Here is a 21,150-nt window from a genome sequence, read left to right as displayed (position 1 = left end):
CCGCACCCTAGCGCTGTCGGCGCGGGTGCGGGGGCCGAATCGTTCACTCTCTGCGGCGGGGCGCACACCTCCGGTACTCCTGTTCGGCAGGAGGGATGTGTCCTTGATCTTCGACCGGCTTCGCGCCCGCAGCATCCGCAGCACCCGTCGCCCCGTGCCGGTACCGGTGGCAGCACCGGTACCGGCACCGGTCGGCGGCTGCCCGTTCGCCCACGCGCACCCGGCGGCCGGGCCGCCGCACGGGCCCGAACCCCTGTCCGCCACCGTGCCCGCCACCGTGCACGGCACCGGTGTCCGGCACCGCGTCGACGTGGGGCTCGCCGGCCCGGCGCGTCCGGTCGACCCGGACCGCCGGCTCGGTGCGGGGCCCCGCACCGAGCCGTTCACCGACCCCGCCGCGGCCGCCGACGCCGAGCACTTCACCGACCCCGACGCCGCCGCCGACTTCGTCCGCCAGTTCCACCGCGAGCAGCCCGGCGCCGGCGACCCGACCGGGCGGGTGCTGGCCGTCCTGGACGAGATCGACCTCACCGGCACCTACCAGCACACCCCCGCCGAACTCGCCTACGGCGCCAGGCTCGCCTGGCGCAACGCGGCGCGCTGCATCGGCCGGCTGTACTGGCGCAGCCTGGTGGTGCGGGACCTGCGGCACCTGAGCTCCGCCGACGACATCGCCACCGAGTGCTTCGAGCATCTGCGGGTGGCCACCAACGGCGGGCGGATCCGCCCCGTGGTCTCGGTGTTCGCCCCCGACCGCCCCGGGCGCCCGGCCGCCCGCATCCTCAACCAGCAACTGGTCCGCTACGCCGGCCACCCCACCGGGCACGGCTTCGTCGGCGACCCGGCCGGCGCGCAACTGGCCGCCCGGGCCCGGGACCTCGGCTGGAAGGGCGGCGAGGAGCGGTTCGAGGTGCTGCCGCTGCTGGTACAGGAGCGGCCCGGCGCCCGGCCCGAGTGGTACGAACTGCCCGACGACACCACCCTGGAGGTCGAGCTCACCCACCCCGACCACGCCTGGTTCGCCGAGCTGGGCCTGCGCTGGTACTCGGTGCCCGCGATCAGCGACATGACGCTGGAGATCGGCGGCGTCCGCTACCCCACCGCCCCGTTCAACGGCTGGTACATGGGCACCGAGATCGGCGCCCGCAACCTCGCCGACGCCGACCGGTACGACATGCTGGCGACCGTCGCCGACCGGCTCGGCCTGGACACCTGCAGCGACCGCACGCTCTGGCGCGACCGGGCGCTGGTGGAGCTCAACGTGGCGGTGCTGCACTCGTTCGAGGAGGCCGGGGTGACGATCGCCGACCACCACACCGAGTCGGAGCGGTTCCTGAAGCACGTCGCCCAGGAGAAGCGGCTCGGGCGGCCCACCCCCGCCGACTGGAGCTGGATCGTGCCCCCGGTCTCCGGCGGGCTGACTCCCGTCTACCACCGGTACTACGACCCGGTGGACCCGTCGCTGCGCCCCGCCTTCGTGGCGCGCGAGCCCTGGTGAGGCCGCTGCCCCGGCCCGTCCACCGTCCGCTCGTACCGCAGCCGCAACCCGTCGAGGAGCGCTTCGAGCCCGGTCTCGAAGGCGCCCTCGTCGATCGCGCCGCGGTGCTCGGCCAGCCGGTGGGCCTCGCCGAGGTGCGGGTAGTCGGCGGCGTCGTACAGCCCGGCGTCCTTGGGGAAGCCCGCCGCGAACGAGGCCAGCGCCGAACCGGTGACGAAGTACCGCATCAGCGCGCCGATCCGGGTGGCCTGCCCGCGCGGCCAGCCGGCCGCGACCAGGCAGCCGAAGACGGCGTCGGCCAGCCGCAGCGCGTTCGGGCGGCGGCCGGGGCCCTGGGCGAGCACCGGGACGATGTTGGGGTGCGCGGCCAGGGCGGCCCGGTAGGAGCGGGCCCAGTCGCGCAGCGCCTGCGGCCAGGGCGCCCCGGTGGTGAACATCGACAGGTCGACCTCGCCCATCACGCTGTCCACCACCGCGTCCAGCAGCTCGTCCTTGGTCGCGACGTGGTTGTAGAGCGAGGGTCCGCTGACCGACAGTTCGGTGGCCAGGCGGCGGGTGGAGAGCGCGTCCAGCCCCTCGGCGTCGATGAGCCGCAGCGCGGTGGCGACGATGAGCTCGCGGTTGAGCAGGGGGGTGCGCGGGCGGGCCATCGTCGCGGTTCCTCCGGTCGGGTGGGGTGAGGACCGATTCTGGCAGGCGCCTCTTCCCAGCGCGGCCCGGTCGGGTTACAGTCCCGGTAAAACTTGCAGCGCTAGTTTACCGAAGAGTCCGCCGAAACCCGACGAGGTGCCGTCATGAATCTGGAGCTGTCCGAGGAGCAGACCGCCCTCCGGGACCTCGCGGCCGCCTTCACCGAACGCGAGATCGTCCCGCACGCGGCCGCCTGGGACCGCGCCGAGTCCGTCGACCGGGCGGTCATCGGCAAGCTCGGCGCGATCGGCCTCCTCGGCCTCACCATCCCCGAGGAGTACGGCGGCAGCGGCGGCGACCACCTCGCGTACTGCCTCGCCCTGGAGGAACTGGGCCGCGGCGACTCCGCCGTGCGCGGCATCGTCTCGGTCTCGCTCGGCCTGGTCGCCAAGTCGATCAACGGTTACGGCACCGAGCAGCAGAAGCGGCACTGGCTGCCCCGGCTCACCTCCGGCGAGGCGCTCGCCTGCTTCGCCCTCACCGAGCCCGGCACCGGCTCGGACGCCGCCAACCTCACCACCCGGGCGGTCCGGGAGGGCGACGACTGGCTGATCAGCGGCGCCAAGATGTTCATCACCAACGGGACGTGGGCCGACCTCGCCCTCGTCTTCGCCCGCACCGGCGGGCCGGGGCACCAGGGCATCACCGCCTTCCTCGTCCCGACCGACCTGCCCGGCTTCAGCCGCACCGAGATCCACGGCAAACTCGGCCTGCGCGGCCAGGCCACCGCCGAGTTCGCCCTCGACGCCGTCCGCGTCCCCGACGAAGCCCGGCTCGGCGAGGTCGGCAAGGGCTTCACGGTGGCGATGGCCGCGCTGGCCAAGGGCCGGATGTCGGTCGCGGCCGGCTGCGTCGGCATCGCCCGGGCCTGCCTGGAGGCCGCCGTCCACTACGCCGGCGAGCGCGAGCAGTTCGGCCGGCCGATCGCCTCGCACCAGCTGGTGCAGGAGCTGCTCGCCGACATCGCGGTGGACGTCGAGGCCGCCCGGCTGCTCACCTGGAAGGTCGCCGACCACATCGACCGCGGCCTGCCGTTCGCCACCGAGTCCTCCGTCGCCAAGCTCTACGCGAGCGAGGCCGCCGTCCGGGCCGCCAACAACGCGCTCCAGGTCTTCGGCGGCTACGGCTTCATCGACGAGTACCCGGTCGGCAAGTACCTGCGCGACGCGCGGGTGATGACCCTCTACGAGGGCACCAGCCAGATCCACAAGCTGCTCATCGGGCGTTCGCTCACCGGCGTCAACGCCTTCTGACATCCGTCAGAGCATCCGTCCCCCCTTGGATAAGGAGCCCGACGACGTGCGTCCTGTCTACTTCGCCGCAGCCCGCCGCACACCCATCGGCCGGCTGCGCGGAGCGCTCGCCACGGTCCGCCCGGACGACCTCTCGGCCACCGTGCTGCGCGCCCTGCTCGCCGACGTCCCCACCCTCGACCCGGCCCGGATCGACGACGTCTACTGGGGCGCCGCCAACCAGGCCGGCGAGGACAACCGCAACGCCGCCCGGATGGCCGTGCTGCTCGCCGGCCTGCCCGACAGCGTCCCCGGCGCCACCGTCAACCGGCTCTGCGCCTCCGGCCTGGAGGCCGTCACCCTGGCCGCCCGGGCGATCGGCTCGGGCGAGGCCGACGTGGTGCTGGCCGGCGGCTGCGAGTCGATGACCCGCGCCCCCTTCGTGCTCCCCCGGCCCGACGAGGCACTGCCGCACCGGATCGAGACCTTCGACACCCGGCTCGGCTGGCGGCTCACCAACCCGCGGATGGCCGACCTGCACGGCGTGCTCTCGATGGGCGAGACCGCCGAGGAGGTCGCCGCCCGGTACGGCATCACCCGTGAGCGCCAGGACGCCTTCGCGCTCCGCAGCCACCGGCTGGCCGCCGCCGCACGCAAGGACGGCCACTTCGACGCCGAACTGATCCCGGTCGAGCGGCCGGACGGCGTGACCGTCCACCAGGACGAGAGCATCCGGGAGGACACCGGCCCGGAGAAGCTCGCCCGGCTGAAGCCGGCCTTCCGCCCGGGCGGCACGGTGACGGCGGGCAACGCCTCGCCGATGAACGACGGCGCGGCCGGCCTGGTGCTGGTCAGCGAGGACGTCCTGAACGAGCTGGGCCTGCGGCCGCTCGGCCGGTACGTGGCCGGCGCCTCGGCCGGGGTGCACCCGGACGTGATGGGCGTCGGACCGGTGCCCGCCACCCGCAAGGCCCTCGGCCGGGTCGGCTGGTCGGTCTCCGAGCTGGAGGAGGCCGAGCTCAACGAGGCCTTCGCCGCGCAGGTGCTCGCCAGCATCGACCAGCTGGGCCTCGACCCCGAACTGGTCAACCCGACCGGCGGGGCGATCGCGCTCGGCCACCCGCTGGGCGGCTCCGGCGCACGCATCCTCACCACCCTGCTGCACCGGATGCGCCGCAACGGCACCCGGCGCGGCCTGGCCACCATGTGCGTGGGCGTCGGCCAGGGCACCGCCGTCCTGGTCGAATCCGCCTGAACGCCGAGGCGGACACCCGGCCCCGGCGGCCGCCGACTCGCGGCCGCCGTCCCGTTCTCACCACGAAGGAGTTGCCGTGACTCGATTCACGGGGAAGGTCGCCGTCGTCACCGGTGCGGCGCAGGGCATCGGCGCGGCCACCGCCCGGCTGCTGGCCCAGGAGGGGGCAGCCGTCGCGGTGGTCGACCTGACCGCCGAGCGGGCCGCCGGGACGGTCGAGGAGATCACCGCCAAGGGCGGCACCGCGCGGGCGTACGGCTGCGACGTGGCCGACTACGACGCGGTGGAGGCGGTCTTCGCCGAGGTCGCGCGGGACCTCGGCGGAGTGCACATCCTGGTGAACAACGCCGGGATCACCCGGGACAACCTGTTCTTCAAGATGACCAAGCCCGACTGGGACGCGGTGCTGACGGTCAATCTGACCAGCGCCTACAACTGCAGCCACGTGGCGCAGAAGTACATGGTGGCGCAGAAGTACGGCAAGATCGTCTCACTCAGCTCGCGCTCGGCGCTCGGCAACCGGGGCCAGGCCAACTACGCCGCCGCCAAGGCGGGCATCCAGGGCCTGACCGCCACGCTGGCGATCGAGCTGGGCCCGTTCAACATCAACGTCAACGCCGTCGCCCCCGGCTACATCGCCACCGCGATGACCGCCGCCACCGCCGAGCGGGTCGGCGCGACGGCCGAGGACCACCAGGCGGAGGTCTCCGCACGGACGCCGCTGCGGCGGGTCGGCCGGCCGGAGGAGATCGCCTCGGTGGTAGCCTTCCTGGCCAGCGAGGACGCCTCCTACGTCAGCGGGCAGACGCTGTACGTCAACGGTGGGGCACGCTGATCATCGCTGACGTTTCGTCAGAAGGCCGTCCCCGGCCGTGGGTTACCTTCGCCTGGGACGGCCTTTACCCTTTCCGGTGGCCAGGCGCGACCATGCCCACGGGTACGAAATGACTATGGCATGATCATGCGGCTCTCGATGGGATGGCCGGACCGCCCCGACCGGACCAGGTCGGGCCCTGCGTCCCAAGGAGTCCCATGGGCAGCCCCGCCACCCTCCGCCGCGCCCTGGCCCTGCTCGCCGTCGGGGCCACCGCCCTCACGGCCGGCACGCTCGCCGTACCGGCCGCCCACCCGGCCTCCACCACCGGCCTCGCGGGCGTCCACGTCCGCCCCGCCTCGGCCGGGCACATCAGCGCCGTCGGCCGGAACGCGCCCCTGCCCACCTCGCAGTGCGTCAGCGAGATCGGCATCCACTGCTACTCCCCGCTGCAGTACCGGACCGCCTACAACCTCGACCCGCTGTACCGGGAGGGCATCACCGGCAAGGGCCGCACGATCGTCATCGTCGACTCCTTCGGCTCACCGACCATCCAGCACGACCTGGAGGTCTTCGACAAGCAGTGGGGCATCCCGGACACCCAGGTCGAGGTGGTCAAGTGGGGTGACGTCCCGGTCTTCGACCCGACCGACCCCGACCACACCGGCTGGGCCGGCGAGAGCACCCTGGACGTCGAGTACGCCCACGCCGTCGCCCCCGACGCCCACATCATCCTGGTCGAGACCGGCGTCTCCGAGACCGAGGGAACGACCGGGCTGCCCGAGATGATGGACGCCGAGAAGGCCCTCATCAAGGCCGGTCGCGCCGACGTCGTCTCGCAGAGCTTCGGCGCCACCGAGAACACCTTCCCCGGCTTCGAGAAGGGCGACTTCAGCTCCATCACCGGCCTGCGGTACGCCTTCCAGGAGGCCGCCGCGCACGACGTCACCGTCCTCGCCGCCTCCGGCGACACCGGCGCCACCGACTACCAGACCAACGGTGAGGACCTCTACCCGCACAAGGTCAACTCCTGGCCGTCCGCCGACCCGCTGGTCACCTCCGTCGGCGGCACCCAGCTCAGCCTCGACGACGCCGGCCGGCGGACCGGGCCCGACCAGGTGTGGCACGACCGCTACGGCGCGGGCGGCGGCGGAACCTCTGCCGTCTTCGACCGCCCCTGGTACCAGGCGGGCGTCGCCGGCGTCACCGGGAACCACCGCGGCACGCCCGACCTCAGCATGAGCGCGGCGGTCGACGGCGCCGCCTGGACGTACGAGTCCTACGACCCGACCTCGGTCGGCTGGCACCTCACCGGCGGCACCAGCGAGGCCACCCCGATCTTCTCCGGCGTCGTCGCCCTCGCCGACCAGCTCGCCGGCCACCGCCTCGGCCAGCTCAACTGGCGCCTCTACGGCCTCTCCCTGCTCCCGCAGCAGTGGAGCGGCCTGGTCGACGTGACGGCGGGCGACAACTCCTGGGACACCGTGACGGGTTACCGTGCCACCAAGGGCTACGACCTCGCCAGCGGCCTCGGCACCATCGACGGCGCCCGGTTCGTCCACGCCATCGCGGGCCGGTAGCAGCCCCGACCGTCCGGTGCGGCGGCGCCGCGCCGGACGGCCAGAGCCGGTCCGGGACGACGGGTTTCGGGTCAGGTGGTTTCGGGGCGCGGGGCCGCGAGTTGGGCCAGGTAGCGTTCGGCGGCGCGCAGCTTACGACCGTCCCGGCCCGGAAGGTGGGCGCGCAGCTCGATGATCTCGGGGGCGATCCGGATCGCCTCCGCCCGGTCCGCGATCGCCCGCCAGCAGGCCTCGGCGTTGGTGGCCGCCTGCTGGGTGTCCGGGTGCTCGGGGCCCTGCGAGCGCAGCAGCGTCAGGGCCACCTCGCGGTAGATGTCCGCCGCCTCGACCGACTTCCCGGCCAGGCGGCACACGTGTGCGCGCACCTGCCGGACCTGGAGGACGGGCGCTGAGACGGCGCCGTGCTCGGCGATCGCCTCCAGTTCGAGGGCGAAGGCGAGATCGGTGGCGGCGGCGTGGTCCCCGGCGTCGGCGCTGCGGACGATGCGGCCGATCACCTCGCGGTAGTCGTCGCGAGGGGGTTGGGGAGCCTCGGGGGCGGCCTCCTCGGGGGCGGTGTCCTCGGACTCCGCAGCGGGCTCGGGCTCGGGCTCTGGCTCTGGCTCGACGGCGGCGGGCTCCGCGTCGAGCACATCGACCGTCGGCTCCGCGTCCACCGGTGCCTCGGTCGGCGGCTCGTCGGTCGGCGCGACGTCCACGGGCACCGCGTCCACGGGCACCGCGTCGACGGGTGCCTCCTCGACGGGTACCGCACCCGCCGGGCGGCCCTTGCCCAGGGTCACGCCCGCTGTCGCCGACGGGCGCCAGGCGTAGGCCTTCAGCAGGTCGACCGGCCGGGCCGGGGGCGGGGGTGTGGGGGGCACGCCGGGCTTCAGCAGGTTCACCGGACCTTCGGACGGCGCTGCCGGGGCGGGCTGCGGCGCGACCGCCACGTCTGCCGGTGCCGACCCGGGCACCGGGAAGACGTCTGCGGCGGCCTTGTTCAGCGTCACGGCCGGCCGGGCGGGCGGCGCGGTGTCACGCTGGGCCGGCGGCCGGGGCAGCAGCGCGGCGGGGCGCGGGCCCTCGTACGGGACGGCGTCCGGCAGTACGCCGTCCGTTCGGCGGGCGGTATTGCGGAAGAACGGCCGGTTCGGCGCGTGGGTGGCGAGGATGACGACGTCCGGACGCAGCACCGAGTACACCTGCTGGCGCAGTTGTTCGGGCGCGAGGACGGCGTCGGCGCCCGGGCGGCCGCCGTGCAGGGCCTCGATCAACGCGCGGGTGAAGGTGCCGATCTGCTCCGGGTCCGGGCTGACCACCGCCCAGAGCGGGAGGCCGTCGGCGAGCGGCGAGACGGTGCCCTGGAGGTAGGGCCAGGCGTTCTGATCGGCACTCAGGTCGGCGATCACGAGCGTCTGCCAGTCGGCGGGCCGGTGCCGCAGCTCGGCGGCGACGGACTGCCAGGCGATGCCGTCCTGCCGGATGCTCCCCGGCTTCGAGTCCCGCAGGGTGAGGTGGAGTTGGCCGCCCCGCTTGTCGGCGAGCAGGTGGCCGCCGAGGTGGACGAGCAGCGGGCCGGGGTGACGGGCGGCGGCCCGCAGGTGGGCGAGCACGGTGTGCGGGTCGCTGGCCCCGGGGAGGTGGACGGCGTCCACCGCGTCGGCCGCGAGGAGGACCTGGGGCGAGACGGCGGCGAGCATCGCGGACAGGACGGGCGCCTGGGTGGGCCCGCCGCGCCCCCAGGTACGCCGGCCGGAGTTGCCGTAGCCGCCCTCGACCACCAGGATCCGCCCGCGCGGCGCGGCGCCGAGGCCGCCCGGGCCGGCGGTGAAGCCGTGGGCCGGGGTGCTGCCGGGCGTCGGGGTGGTGCCGTGGGCGGGGGTGCTGCCCGGGACGGTGAACGGGAGTGGTGTGGCGGAGGGCGGCGGGGCGACGAAGGACATCCCGGTGACGGTCCATCCGGTGGGCGGCGCCATCGGCGCGGCCGGAGCCGGAACGGGGGTCGCGCCCGGGGCGGGGGTCGCAGCCGGAGCCGGTGCCGGGGCGGGAGCCGGAACAGGTGCCTGGAAGGGGGCCGGCGGCTCGTACAGGGCCGCGGGGCCGGGCGGGTGCTCCTCGTAGGGGTTGCGCGGCAGCCGCGGCGGTGCGGCGTCCAGGGGGCCCGGCTCCGCGACGGAATCGGGGTCTCCTGGGAGAGCTGTCGACTCCGCCATCTCTGGTCACCGCCCCGCCCCGCCGCTGAGCGGCGTCTGCTGCCCTTGCCCCGTGGCGCCTGCGACCACGTCCGTCTGCGCCACCCTACGAGATCCCGGCACACCCGAGCCAGGCCGGGTGGGCGATCACCACTCCACCGCACCGTATCGCCGCTGCTCACCCGGCCCGCCCGGCCGTCGCCCCCGCGCGGCCGCCGGCGCCCGAACAGCCGTGGGCGCGCCACGCGGCCGGGCCCCGGCAGGCTGCCGCGCTCCGTGGGCTTCTGACGGCCCGGTGGAGTGCGTGCCGCTCCCCGGCCGACGACCCCGGCCGTCGGGGCCTGCCCTTCCGGTACGGGGATCCCGTCCCGATCGCGCAGGCCCGGTGCCCCGGTGACGCGGCGTCCGGCCGGCTGCGTGCCGTCCGTGGGCCGGGTCCGCCCAGCACCTGAGCACCCGCCGGACGGCCTGGCCACAGTCCGCAGTCCGAGCCCGCAGCCCGGGCCCGCGGGTCCCTCAGGCCGGGCCCGCGGCGACGCAGAACTCGTTGCCCTCCGGGTCGGCCATCACGATGTGGTGCCCGCCGAACTCCGCCAGGACGGCTCCGCCCGCCTCCACCAGCCGCTCGGACTCCGCCCTGATCCGTGCCCACCGCTCCTCGGGACTGCCGTGTCCCGGCAGCCGGACGTCGATGTGAAGCCGGTTCTTCGCCGTCTTCGGCTCGGCGACCCTGAGGATGGAGAGCCGGGGGCCGACGCCGTCGGGATCGCAGAGCCACGCCCCGTCGTCCTCGGCGTCGTCCTCCGGCAGGTCGAACTGCGCGAGCCACTCCTCGCGGGTCTCGAAGGGAGGCGGCGGCGGCTCGTCGATGTAGCCCAGAGCCGTCTTCCAGAAACCGGCGAGGAGTTGTGCGTCCGCGCAGTCCAGGGTCAGATCGATGGTGACTGCCATGGGCAGGATCGTACGGCGCACCTCCCGCACCCACCGGCCGTCACCATCGCTCGCGATCACCCGGATTCGCCCGGACGGCGCTCACCCGGCCGCCCTTCCTGGAGCCCGCCGCCCGCTCACGCCCCCGAGAGCAGGTCCCGCAGCAGGGCCACCGTGTCGGCGTCGAGGTCCCGGCCGGTGCGGCGGCTCAGCGCGTCCAGCCGGTTGACGGCGCGCAGGAGTTGGTCCCGGGCGCCGGCGGAGGCATAGGCGTAGAAGAGGTCGCGGTGCAGGAGCTCGACGTCCGGGGCGACCGCGAGGCCGCGGAAGACGGCGGCCTCGGCGCTGCGGTGGTCGCCGTACTGGAGGCGGCGGGCGGCGAGTTCGTGGGCGGTGTCGACGATCGCCGCGATCATGTCCTGCCGCTCCGCCTCGGCCCAGCCGTACGCGGCGGGCGGGGCCTCCGCGAACGGAGCTCCCCGGACCAGGGCGAGGGCGTGGGCGAGGGCGGCGTCCGCCGTGGCGCTGGTGCTGCGCATGCCGCGCCGGTAGAGGCCGCGGAACTCGTCCCAGTCGCAGGTGACGGTCGGGGCGAAGGCGTAGCCGTCGGTGGTGTCGGTGGGGAGGAAGGCCCGACCCTCGGCCGAGGTGCCGAACCAGGCGGCCAGATCGGCGAGTTTGCCGGGCAGCGGGCTCTTGGCGTCGGCGACGGTGGGATGGGTGTCCAGGTGGGCCGCGCCGGGGTGGAGGTCGTGGTCGAGCGCGGCGTGGTCGGCGCCCGAGCGCAGGGCCAGGTAGGCGGCGAGTTCGGTGAGCCGGGGCAGGGCGCCGGGCTCGACCGTGCCGTTGGCACCGGCCACGTCCACCGGGCCGAGCAGCCGGATCCGGGGGGCGGTGCGGACGGCGTGCGCCTCCGGGGAGCGGAGGATCGCCAACAGGTCGTCGCTGTCGCTGCGCACCGGGGTGGTGCGCGCCACCGGGGCGGCGGCCGGGCCGGGAGCCGGCTCCGGGGAGGGCTCGAAGGCCGGCTCCGGGGCCGGCTCGGGACGGGCCGGGACCCTCGGGTCGGCGCCGGTGGGTGCCGGGGCCGGGTCGTGCGTCGGCACCGGCTCCAGCACGGGCGCGGGCTCCGCGACCGGCTCCGGCCCGGGGGCGGCCGGGGGCAGCGGTTGGACGGGGACGACCACCTGGGCCTCGACCGCGGCCGGCAGCCGGAGGTTCTGGGTGGTCTCGTCGGCGTCGCCCTCGGCGGAGTCCCCTTCGGACCTCCCGTCGGCGGCGGCCGGGGCGGGCGTCGCCGTGGGTGGTCCGGCCGGCGGCACCGCCGGGGTGCTCGCCTGCCGACCGAGGCCGTTGACGAGGAAGCGGGAGGCCGGCCCCCCGGCGGCGCCGAGCGCGGCGGGGCCGGCAGCGGCGGCGGGCGCGGCCGGATCGGTGCCGGCGAACGGGCTGACCCCGGTGCCGATCACCCGGGCGAGCAGCCGCGGACCGGCCGCCCCGGCGCCGTCGTCCGTGCCGCCGGAGCCGCCGCCGTCGAGACCGCGGCCGTCGAAACCGTCACCGTCGAATCCGGGGTCGAGAGCGCTGTCGAAACCGCCTCCGAACGGCGTCACCGAGGCGCCCACCGCTGCCAGCACCGGGATGGGGGCCGGGAGTTCGGCCGGTTCGAGATCATTGCCGGGGCCGTCGAGGGTCCAGGCGGGGGCCGGGTGCTGGGTGCTGTCGTCGGCGGCCCGGAGCAGCTCGGAGACCTGCTCGTACTGCCCGTCGGTCAGACGCTGGAGCTCGACGGTGACGTGCAGGCCGGGAATGGTCGCCTGGCCGGTGGCGGGCAGCGTCCAGCGGGCGACCGGGCCGGTACCGCGCTCGGGCGCGCGGGTGACCACGGCGACGCAGGTCCGGGGGCGGGCGTCGAGCAGGCGGCCGAGTTCGGCCGGGATGTCGCCGCCGGGCTGCTGGGCGCAGAGCACGATCTCCGGGACCCACGACTCGTCGGCCAGGCCCCGGCTGCGGGCGTCCCGCGGGCTGGCGGACTCGGCGGCGACCAGGGTGGCGCGGGCCTTGGCGGTGCGCGGACCGAGCGCGGTGAGCGCCGCCTCCAGGGTGGGGTGCCGGTGGACCCGCTCGGCGGCCGGCCCGCTGATCGGCAACTCCTCGGCGAGGTCGACCAGATGCAGGTGGAGGCGGTCGGCCAGCGGGCTGTGGGCCAGCTCGATGGCCAGGGTCCGCAGCACGTCACGGGCGTCGTCCGGGTGACCGGAGAGGTGGAGCAGCCGGACGGTCTCCAGGTCGGCGAGGACGACCGAGCCGTCCGGTGCGGTGCCGAGGGTGACCAGCGCCGGGTAGGGCGCGGCGGTCTTGCGGGCCTGGGAGGGCGAGAGGAGTTCCCCGGCCTCGGCCGCGCACCACCAGACGTGGGCGGCGTGGGCGGCACGGAACGGCGCGATCGGGGTGGCCGGGCCGGAGAGGTGCAGTTCGACCGTGTGGCCGGGGGTGATCCGGGCCGCGACGATCGCGGGCAGGCGCTTGCCGCCGCGCACGGTGTTGCGGGCCAGGGTGCGCAGGGCACGGTCGAGCAGGTCGAGGCCGCGATCGTCCTGACGTACCTTCAGTTCGGCCTCGAACGCGGCGGCGGAGTCGGCCGGCAGTGCGATGCGGTGGCGTGGACGGCGGGCGCGCAGCTGCGTACCGCGCTTGTGGGCGACGGTGCCGACCATCATGGCGGCGAGCAGCACCCCGACGGTGGAGGCGGTGAGGGCGACGGTGTAGTCGTCGCTCCGGGCCTGTTCGGCGTGCGCGGCCGGGGCCGGGGCGTCGGTGGGCGCCTGGGTCGGCGCGGGCGTCCGGTCCGGCTCCGGGGCCTGCGTGGGAGGGGCCTGCGGGGCGGGGGCCTGGGTGGCGGGCGCCTGCGGGGCGGGGGCCTGGGTGGCGGGCGCCTGCGGGGCGGGCGCGGGGGCCTGGTCGGCCGGCGCCGGAGCGGGAGCCGGGGCCGGGGCCGGGGCAGGTTCAGGCGCGGGAGCAGGCACAGGAGCAGGTGCAGGTGCGGGCGTGGGAGCAGCCGCCCCCGGCATCGTCAGCACCATCCCCGGCACCACCACGTCCGGATCGGTCAGCCGCTCCCCGTCCGGCGCCTGGACGCCCTGGTTCGCCTCGAAGAGCTTCGGCCAGGCCTCGGCGTCCCCCAACTCCCGTTCGGCGATGGCCGACAGGCTGTCCCCGGCGGCCACCGTGACGGTACCGCGCCCGGCGTTCCCGTCGGTGCCCGTCCCCGGCGCGCTCGGTGCACTCGGCACGGGCGCGGGCGCGGGAGCGCTCTTGGCCTCGTCGGCCTTGGCGTCGCCCGGCATCAGCAGCTCCCAGCCGGGCTGGATGGGCCGTTCGGCGTCGAAGCGTACTCCCGAACCACCCATCGTCCGGCCGTCGTTGAGCTTGGCGATCTCCACCCACCGCTCCCCCGAGCCAAGTTGGCGCTCGGCGATGGACCAGAGGCTGTCGGCCGGTCGGCTGTCCCGGACGGTGTAGCTGGGCTGCTGGTCGGCGGCGGGCGCGAGCGCCGGCGCGGCCTGGGCCGCGGGCAGCGCGGCCCGCTGCACGCCGACGGCCGGCTGGGCCTGGGCCACGGCCGGCGCCCGGTCGGGGGCGGCGGCGAAGGCCGAACCGGCCACCGGCAGCAGGGCGATCACCGAGCCGACCAGGCCGGCCGCGACCCGCTGGCTCCAGCCGAACGCCGGGATCCGCCGGGCGATCCGCCCGCGCAGCTGGGCCGGGATCTCCAGCAGCACCGAGAACGCGAAGCAGAGCCAGCCCAGCCAGCCGACCACGACCAGCAACCAGAGGAAGAGCCGGCCGTCGTCGGGACTGGTCAGCAGTTGCCCGACGCCGTCCGGCGCCACCTCGCCCATCGCGGCGACCGCCCCGGTGCCGTACAGCAGCAGCGCGGGTACGCCGACCAGCAGGACGAGCAGCGCGACCAGCGCGGCGACGGCGGTGAGCAGGGCGCCGCCCCGGCCGCCGCGGCGCGGTGGCAGCGGGGCCGGCCGGCGGCGGGCTCCCGCCGAGGCTGGCACCCCCCGGGCCGGGCGTCCGGCGCGGGCTTGGTCCTTGGCACGTGGCGCGACCATCAGTCGGTCTCCGCTTTCTCGACTCCGTGGACGAGGGTGGCACTGCCCTTGCCCGTGACCTTCTGTTTGCCGAGCTCGCCCAGCAGCGCCGGCTTGTACTCGGCCTGCACCGTGACGGTGACGGACGAACCGTCGTCCGAGAACGCCACGTCGTGGACGGAGAGGTGGTACAGGGCGAGGTAGCTGTTGGCAGCGTCCTTGACGTAGTCCTGCTTGATCTTGTAGCCCTCGCCCCGGAGCACGGCGGCCTCGTCGAGCTGCTGACCGCCCACCCGGGCCGCCTCCTGGGCGTAGCCGTCGGTGCGCTCGGCGACGCGCAACCGGCCACCGGCGTCCACCACCAGGGCGATGATCAGCACCAGGAACGCCGCACAGATCGCCACGAAGATGGCGATCGCGCCGCGGTCCGACCGCTCACGGCCGCTCCGGCCGGACCACCGGCCGTCGGACCACCGCCGGACGGCCCGGCCGCCCCACCGTTCCCCCCCGGGTATGCGCACCGTCACGCCCCCTCCCGCACCTTCGTCTCCCTGGCGGCCCCACCGGGGACCGCTCCGCCTCGCCCTGCCGTCCCCCGGGAGCTCTCCGCTTGCGTCTCCCCCGCCCGGGCCGTCCCCAATCCCCGCCCGGAAGCCTCGTCGGCCGCGACCCGCCCGCTCGCCCGCGCGCCGCTCCCGTCCGGCGCCGGCGGTCGGCGCTCCCCCGCTCGCCCTCCGTGCCCGCCGGTCGGCCGGAGGGGCCCACCCTCTCGGCACCGGCGCGGCCCCTCGGCCGTCCACCTCACCGGCATCGCCCGGCTCACCCGGCCCGGTACCGGTCGACCACCGAGACGAACCGGCCTCGGAGGCTCTTCGTCCCGGGCATGCCCGGTCCGGGCAGGAGGTCGCTCAGACCCACCTCGCACCGGACCGTCACCTCGACGGTCGCCAGCGTCGCCCCGTGGCTGGTCAGCTCGCCGTGCTTCACCACGGTGTCGCTGTCCCGGCAGATGACGCCCTGCTGCCGCATCGTCTCGGCGGCGGTCTTCTTGACCAGCTCGTCCATCCCGTCCACGCTGCGCGCCAGCGAGGCCGTCCGGGCGGCCGAGCGGGCCGCCGCCTCCACCGTGCCGGCCGCGGTCTGCACCCGCCCGGCGGCGACGGCGACCAGGATCAGCGCGACGACGCCCGGGGCGACGATCGCCGCCTCGATCGCCACACCGCCGGCGTCCCGCCCGCGCGCCGACCGCCGGCGCGCCACCCGGCCGCCCCACCCGGTGGACCGGGCCGGACGTTCGGCCCGCCTCACGGCGCCGCCCTCGGCGGGACGAAGCGCTCGCGCGGCGCCTCGGCGTGCTGCGTGATGGTCGGCGGGGTGACGCCGGGGATCAGGACCGGCGGGGTGAGTTCCACCGTGACCCGGATCAGCACCGGTGAACTCCCGTCCGTCCGCACGCGGTAGCCGGGGCCGCCCTGGCGTTGCAGGAAGTCCTCGGCCTGCCGCCTGGCCGCGGCGTCCTTCACCTCGTCGCTCTGGTTCCCCTGCACGCGGCCGGCGTCCACGCCCTCGCGGGCGGCGGTGAGCGCGAGCTGGCGGTTGTACCACCACATCGAGCCCTGGACGACGATCAGGACGAGCAGCAGGACGACCGGGAAGACGATGGCCAGGCTCAGGCTCATCGCTCCTCGGTCGCGGCGGCGACGGGGTCGGTGCGTCAAGGGGTCGCCGCACCGCCCGCACCGGGCAGGTTCGGGTCCTGCTCGACCTTCTTCACGACCTTGTCCTTCAGCGCGTACAGCGCCACCGCGACGGCGCCGGCGACGAAGACCAGCGCGATGATGGCCAGGGCGAGTTCGATGCTGATCGCGCCCCGGTCGCCGCGCGCCTTGGCCGCCTTCAGCCGGCCGACCCGGAACTGGAAGAGCAGCAGGGCGAACTGGACGGGCAGCAGGGTGGGCCGGATCAGCCGGCCTGCCAGGGATTTGAGCTGGTCGGACATCGGAGGACTCCCGGGGGTTGGTGTGGTGTCAGCTGCTCGCCGGCACGAGGGTCGGTGTCAGGCGAGCATCTGGTGGAGCGCGGGGAAGACGATCAGGGCGGTCATCAGCAGGGTCAGGGCGGCCCCGGGCGCGACCATCCGCTCGCTGTCGGCGTTGGCCCGGGCGAGGTCCTCGGCGAGCAGCTCGCCCCGCAGGCCCTTGGCGCGGGCGCGCAGGGTGTCGTAGACGGCGGCGCCGTCGGTGCCGGACAGCCGCATGATGTCGGCGACGTCCTGCAACGGGGTCAGGCCGAGCTCGGCGGCGAGCGCGTCCAGCCCCGCCCAGGGCGGCAGCCGGTCGGTCGCGGCGCGGTCCAGGGCGTCCCGGATCCGGCGGAAGACGGGGCCGCGGCCGACCGAGGCGGCGCGGCGCAGCGCCTCGGCGGGCCCGAGGTCGGCGGCCCGTTCCAGCGCGACCAGTTCCAGGTAGGCGGCGATGCCGTGCAGGTACTCCGTCCGCGCCTCCTTGGCCTCGCCACGCACGATGGCGTCCGGGACGAACCAGAGCAGCCCGGCGAGCAGCGGCCCGACCACCAGCGGCAGCGCGAACGGCAGCCCCATGTCGAGCAGCACCGCCATCGCCGCCAGATAGGCCGGCAGCACCAGGCCGATCACGGCGAACAGCAGCTTGTGCGCCATGAACCGGGCCGGGGTCCGGCCGATCAGCGACAGCTCGCGCTGCGGAATGCGCACCCCGCGCAGCCCGATCGAGCTCTCACCGATCCGGTCGTACCAGCTCGGCCGCTCGTCCGGATCGGGCGCCCGGTCCGCGGGCGTGCGGTGCAACCGGTCCAGGGCCTGGCTCAGGTCGGGCGGTGCGGGCCGGAGTTCGGAGATCAGCAGGGCGACGCCGCCGGCCGCGACCGCGCCGGCCAGCACGGACCAGGGAGAGATCACCGGACCTCCCCGAGGAGTCGCTGGTCGTCACCGGTGTCCTGCGGCTCGCCGCCGGCCGGCCGGCCGGTGCCGCGCCGCCGGCCGCCGCTGCGGCTGCGCCGGTCGGCCACCAGCAGGCGCGGCACCGGCGGGTGCGCGGCGAGCGCGCGCATCCAGGCGATGATCGCCACGAAGAGCGCGGCGACCACGGCGAGCACGATCTGGCCCAGCGCGGTGCTGTAGGGCCTGGTGTAGTCGGTGTTGAACGAGCCGATCACGACGACCAGCACGATGATGCCGACCAGCCAGCGGATGGTGGTGCGGTGCTTGGCCCGGTCGGCCTCGATCGCCCGGCGCTGGCGGACCTCCTCGCGGACCGAGTCGGCCATGTCCGCGAGCGCCCGGGCCAGGCCGGGGCCGCTGTCCCCGGCACGCAGCAGCAGTGCGGCGAGCACCTTGTCGGCGGTGGCGTCGGCGAGGCTGTCGGCGAAGGCGCGCAGGGCCTCCTCCGGCCGCCAGCGGGCCTGCAGCCGGGCGGCCAGCTCGCCGATCTCGTCCTCCAGGGCGGCGGGCGCGGTGCGGCGGCTGGTGACGATCGCCTGGTTGAGGCCGACGCCCAGCAGCAGCACGTCGGCGATGCGCTGGGTCCACTCGGAGAGCGCTTCCAGCCGTTCGATCCGGTGGGTGTCCGAGCGGGTGGTGTCGAAGAGCCAGGGCAGGCCGAAGACGGCCAGCGGCACCAGCAGGGCGGTGAGCGGGATGCCGGTGAACAGCCAGCCCAGCGGCGCGGCGATCAGTGCGACCGGCAGCTGGATCCGGCGCAGGCGCACCGTCCGGGCGGAGGCGGCGCCCGGCCCGCCGTACCAGAACACCTGTCCGCGAGCGGCCAGCGGGCCGAGGCCGGACCGGCCGTCCTCCGCCGGGTCCCCGGTCTCCTCGCTGCCGCGGGCCCAGGCCACCAGGGTCACCAGGCCGGCCGTGACCAGCAGGCCGCAGAGGACGAAGAGCAGCGTCATCGCGCCCCACCGCCGATCCGCAACTGCAGCGGCCGGCCCCAGCTGCCGTACCGCGAGCCGAGCAGCGCGGCGTCGAAACCGGCCCGGCGCAGGTCGTCCAGGCAGTTCGGCGGGGTGTGCGGGACGGCGCGCGGCTCGCCGAGTTCGGGGCGCGGGCCGAACACGGTGTTCAGCGCGGGCCGGCCGGTCTCCCCGAGGCCGGCGACCTCCAGGACGTGCGAGACGAAGCGGTGGCGCCGGCCGCCGAGGGCCGTCTCGTCGACCATCGAGACGTGCACGATGAGGTCCACGGCGTTGGCGGTGAGCCGGTAGGCGAGCGTGTCGGTCATGTGCGAGCCGTACTCCAGGCAGAGTTCGGCGATCCGGTCGACGACCATGTGCGGGCCGCGGGCGTGCAGGGTGCACATCGAGCCGCCCTCGCCGTTGGTCATCACGCGCAGCATCGGGACGACCTCGCCGGAGCGGACCTCGCCGACGATGATCCGGGAGAGCGTCATCCGCAGTGCGGCGGGGATGAGGTCGCCGATGCTCAACTCGCCCGCCGGACGGCCCTCGACGCGCTCGCCGTTGCCCTCCCGCGCCTCCATCGGGACGACCTGGCGCAGGTGCCCGAGGGTGTGCAGCCAGAGCTCGAACTCCGACTCCAGGGTGCCGATCCGCTCGTCCGGCGGGATCTCGGCGGCCATCGCGCGCAGCAGGCTGGTCTTGCCGACGCCCTGCGTGCCGGTGATCATCACGTTCTTCCGGGCCCGGATCGCCGCGGCCAGGAAGGCGGCCAGGGTGGTGTCCAGGGTGCCGAGTTGGACCATCTCGGGCAGCGTCGCCGAGGCCACCCGGTGGCGGCGGATCGCGACGTACGGGCGCGGGGTCACCTCGGTGAGCGCCTGGAGGCGCATCCCGCCCTCCAGCCGGAGCGCGAGGGTCGGGCTGGCGGTGGAGAGGCTGCGCTCGCCACCGCCGTGCTGGCGGGCGAGGTCCTGGAGCAGCTCGATCAGCTCGGCGTCGCTGTCGGCCACCGGCGGGACCTGGCGCAGGGGTTGGTGGACCCGGGAGATCCAGACGTCGTCGCAGCCGTTGATCAGGATGTTCTCGATGTCCGGGTCGTCCAGGTAGGGCTGGAGCCGCCCGGCCCGGAAGAGCAGGTCGAAGACAGCCTCGGCGAGCGCGCGGTCCTGCTCGCGGGTCGGCGGGATGCCGTGGGTCTGCGCGTACGCGTCGGACCAGCGGGCGACCGCCTCCTCGATCAGGGCCCGCCCGCGCTGGCGGCGGGTGGCGCGGTCCGGCTCGACGCCGGAGGTCGCGGTCAACCGGGCGATCTGCTGGTGCAGTTCGGCCGCCACCTGGCGCTTCAGCTCACGCGCGACCTGCGGGTCGACGGCCGGCCGGGTGCCGGCGCCGCGCAGGTCGAGCGCGGGCAGCTGGGAGGGGACGGCGGTGGGGGTCGCGGCGCCGCCCTGGTCCGCGCCCGGCCGGGGCGCGACGGGCGCGACCGGGCCGACCGGGCCGGGGGTCACCGGCCCCGGCTGGGGCGCCTGTTGGGGCGCCGTCCAGGGCAGTGCGGCCGGGTCGGCCGCCGGATGCTGGTGCAGGGGGCTACCGCGCACGGAGCACCTCCCCGTAGGCGATGTGGGACTCCGGACCGGCGGGCGGCTGCTGCGGTCCCTGGGCGGAGGGCGGCTGCGGCTGCCCGTAGGGCCCGGCCTGCTCCGGCGGGACCTGGCCGTACCGCGCCGAATCGCCGTACTGTGCCTGGTCGTACTGTGCCGACCCGCCGTACTGCGCCTGCCCGTACTGCGCCTGGCCGTACTGCTCCGACCCGCCGTACTGCGCCTGCCCGTACTGCGCCTGGCCGTACTGCTCCGACCCGCCGTACTGCGCCTGCCCGTACTGCTCCGGCCCGTACTGCTCCGGCCCGCCGGACTGCGCCGAGGCGTCGGACTGCGGCGACGGCCCCTGCTGCTGCGGGTGGACGTGCGCCGGGAACGGTGCGGGCGCGGCCGGCTGCGGTGCCAACCCGGCCAGCGGGGCCACCGGACCGGTGGTGATCACCGGAGCCGGCGGCACCGCCCCGTACGGCGGGGGCGCCGGCGCGTACCCGAGCTCCTGCCCCTCCCCCTCCGGAGCGGGCCCCGGCCCGACCTGGGCAGGCGCCGCCGAGGGCGCCAGCCGCTGCCGGCGGCGGCGCACCAGCGACTGCATCTCGTCCGCCGCCGACCGGGCGGTCCGCATCAGCTCGGAACGGATGAACCGCCGGTCGGTGACGTCGCCGCCGTCCGAGAGGACTCGCGCGGTGCGGGCCGCGTACGGCAGCAGGCCGAGCACCGGCAGACCGTACTCGCGCGAGACCTCCGCGCCCGAGTACGGGCCCTCGGTGACCAGCAGCAGCCCCAGCGCGTCGGCCCCGGTGCCGGCGGTCGCGAGGTCCTCCGCCAGCGCGGACAGCCGCGGCCGGGCCGCGCTCAGCCCGCGCAGGGTGGTCCGCACGGTCATCGCCACCACGTCCGCCCGGCGGGCCAGGACGGCGCTCGCCCCACCGGCCCCGGAGCGCCCGAGGTCCAGGATGACGTCGTAGCCCTGCGGTTCCAGCCCGTGCAGCACCTCCATCAGCGGCTCCCAGGTGTAGGCGAGCCCGGGGGCCTGGGTCGGGTCGGTCAGGCCGGGCAGCAGCAGCCGCTCGGCGTTGCCTTCCGGCGAGAGGTCGATCAGCTGCTCCCAGAGCGTCTGGGCGAGCAGCCCGCGCCGGTCCGCGACCGCCAGGTTGCGCAGCCCGTAGACCGCTTCGACCCGGCCCTCCAGGGCGCCGGCCAGGACGGCGCCGCCGTCCGGGTCGCACTCCACCAGGACGATCCGGCGCCCGGGCGGGAGCGGCCAGGCCAGCAGCAGCGCCAGGGCCGTCGTGGTCGCGCCCGGCGCCCCCGGGCCGCCGACCACCGCGATCACCGCCATC

The 21,150-nt window shown here is 75.6% G+C and carries 17 protein-coding genes; 5 read left to right on the top strand and 12 right to left on the bottom strand.

Features of this window, described 5'->3' with window-relative positions; genetic code table 11:
* Positions 1-97 precede the first annotated feature (97 nt).
* A complete protein-coding gene (locus tag AB0J08_RS11635; protein WP_360630786.1) occupies positions 98-1,498 on the top strand; it encodes a nitric oxide synthase oxygenase in 1,401 nt (466 codons plus the stop codon).
* On the opposite strand, the gene AB0J08_RS11630 is transcribed toward AB0J08_RS11635, so the two are convergent.
* The gene (locus tag AB0J08_RS11630; protein WP_360630783.1) at positions 1,441-2,148 is read right to left on the bottom strand and encodes a TetR/AcrR family transcriptional regulator C-terminal domain-containing protein; all 708 of its coding nucleotides are present in this window, start codon (positions 2,146-2,148) and stop codon (positions 1,441-1,443) included. The two genes, AB0J08_RS11635 and AB0J08_RS11630, sit on opposite strands and share 58 nt — an antisense overlap.
* A gap of 144 nt (positions 2,149-2,292) precedes the next feature.
* On the opposite strand from AB0J08_RS11630, the gene AB0J08_RS11625 reads away from it, so the two are divergent.
* From AB0J08_RS11625 to AB0J08_RS11610, 4 genes are all read left to right on the top strand, one after another.
* A complete protein-coding gene (locus tag AB0J08_RS11625; RefSeq protein WP_360630780.1) occupies positions 2,293-3,441 on the top strand; it encodes an acyl-CoA dehydrogenase family protein in 1,149 nt (382 codons plus the stop codon).
* A gap of 46 nt (positions 3,442-3,487) precedes the next feature.
* Positions 3,488-4,675 (top strand): thiolase family protein, encoded by a 1,188-nt coding sequence (locus AB0J08_RS11620; RefSeq protein ID WP_360630777.1) that lies wholly within the window; start codon positions 3,488-3,490, stop codon positions 4,673-4,675.
* Between the two features lie 76 nt (positions 4,676-4,751).
* Entirely contained in the window at positions 4,752-5,510 is a 759-nt protein-coding gene (gene fabG, locus AB0J08_RS11615) for a 3-oxoacyl-ACP reductase FabG (protein ID WP_360630773.1), read from the top strand.
* Between the two features lie 197 nt (positions 5,511-5,707).
* Positions 5,708-7,069 carry a S53 family peptidase gene (locus AB0J08_RS11610; protein ID WP_360630770.1) on the top strand — a complete coding sequence of 454 codons (1,362 nt, stop codon included), beginning with the start codon at positions 5,708-5,710 and terminating at the stop codon, positions 7,067-7,069.
* Between the two features lie 71 nt (positions 7,070-7,140).
* Here the strand turns inward: AB0J08_RS11610 and AB0J08_RS11605 are convergent, their stop codons facing one another.
* The 11 genes from AB0J08_RS11605 to AB0J08_RS11555 all read right to left on the bottom strand — a co-directional run bounded on the left by AB0J08_RS11605 (position 7,141) and on the right by AB0J08_RS11555 (position 21,149).
* Positions 7,141-9,264, bottom strand: a complete 2,124-nt coding sequence (locus AB0J08_RS11605; protein WP_360630767.1) for a hypothetical protein — start codon at positions 9,262-9,264, stop codon at positions 7,141-7,143.
* A gap of 495 nt (positions 9,265-9,759) precedes the next feature.
* Complete coding sequence (locus AB0J08_RS11600; protein ID WP_360630764.1) at positions 9,760-10,194, bottom strand: VOC family protein; 435 nt, start codon at positions 10,192-10,194, stop codon at positions 9,760-9,762.
* Positions 10,195-10,310: 116 nt separating this feature from the next.
* Positions 10,311-14,294, bottom strand: a complete 3,984-nt coding sequence (locus AB0J08_RS11595; protein ID WP_360630761.1) for a BTAD domain-containing putative transcriptional regulator — start codon at positions 14,292-14,294, stop codon at positions 10,311-10,313.
* Complete coding sequence (locus tag AB0J08_RS11590) at positions 14,294-14,800, bottom strand: hypothetical protein (protein WP_360630758.1); 507 nt, start codon at positions 14,798-14,800, stop codon at positions 14,294-14,296. Before AB0J08_RS11590 ends, AB0J08_RS11595 begins: the two co-directional genes overlap by 1 nt.
* Before the next feature lie 292 nt (positions 14,801-15,092).
* The gene (locus AB0J08_RS11585; protein WP_360630755.1) at positions 15,093-15,491 is read right to left on the bottom strand and encodes a TadE/TadG family type IV pilus assembly protein; all 399 of its coding nucleotides are present in this window, start codon (positions 15,489-15,491) and stop codon (positions 15,093-15,095) included.
* 86 nt (positions 15,492-15,577) lie between these two features.
* Positions 15,578-15,952, bottom strand: a complete 375-nt coding sequence (locus AB0J08_RS11580; protein ID WP_360630752.1) for a TadE/TadG family type IV pilus assembly protein — start codon at positions 15,950-15,952, stop codon at positions 15,578-15,580.
* Positions 15,953-15,987: 35 nt separating this feature from the next.
* Positions 15,988-16,272, bottom strand: coding sequence for a hypothetical protein (locus tag AB0J08_RS11575; protein WP_360630749.1), 285 nt, complete (start codon positions 16,270-16,272; stop codon positions 15,988-15,990).
* Between the two features lie 57 nt (positions 16,273-16,329).
* The gene (locus tag AB0J08_RS11570; RefSeq protein WP_360630746.1) at positions 16,330-17,208 is read right to left on the bottom strand and encodes a hypothetical protein; all 879 of its coding nucleotides are present in this window, start codon (positions 17,206-17,208) and stop codon (positions 16,330-16,332) included.
* Complete coding sequence (locus AB0J08_RS11565; RefSeq protein ID WP_360630743.1) at positions 17,205-18,203, bottom strand: type II secretion system F family protein; 999 nt, start codon at positions 18,201-18,203, stop codon at positions 17,205-17,207. The genes AB0J08_RS11570 and AB0J08_RS11565 overlap by 4 nt, the downstream gene beginning before the upstream one ends.
* Complete coding sequence (locus AB0J08_RS11560; RefSeq protein ID WP_360630740.1) at positions 18,200-19,807, bottom strand: ATPase, T2SS/T4P/T4SS family; 1,608 nt, start codon at positions 19,805-19,807, stop codon at positions 18,200-18,202. The genes AB0J08_RS11565 and AB0J08_RS11560 overlap by 4 nt, the downstream gene beginning before the upstream one ends.
* Positions 19,797-21,149: a hypothetical protein gene (locus AB0J08_RS11555; protein WP_360630737.1), complete on the bottom strand. Its 1,353-nt coding sequence runs from the start codon at positions 21,147-21,149 to the stop codon at positions 19,797-19,799. Before AB0J08_RS11555 ends, AB0J08_RS11560 begins: the two co-directional genes overlap by 11 nt.
* Position 21,150 lies beyond the last annotated feature (1 nt).

Source organism: Kitasatospora sp. NPDC050463, assembly GCF_040655255.1.
GTDB lineage: Bacteria > Actinomycetota > Actinomycetes > Streptomycetales > Streptomycetaceae > Kitasatospora.
The sequence above is the reverse complement of the archived record's forward strand: the minus strand, read 5'-3'. Positions and strand labels throughout refer to the sequence as shown.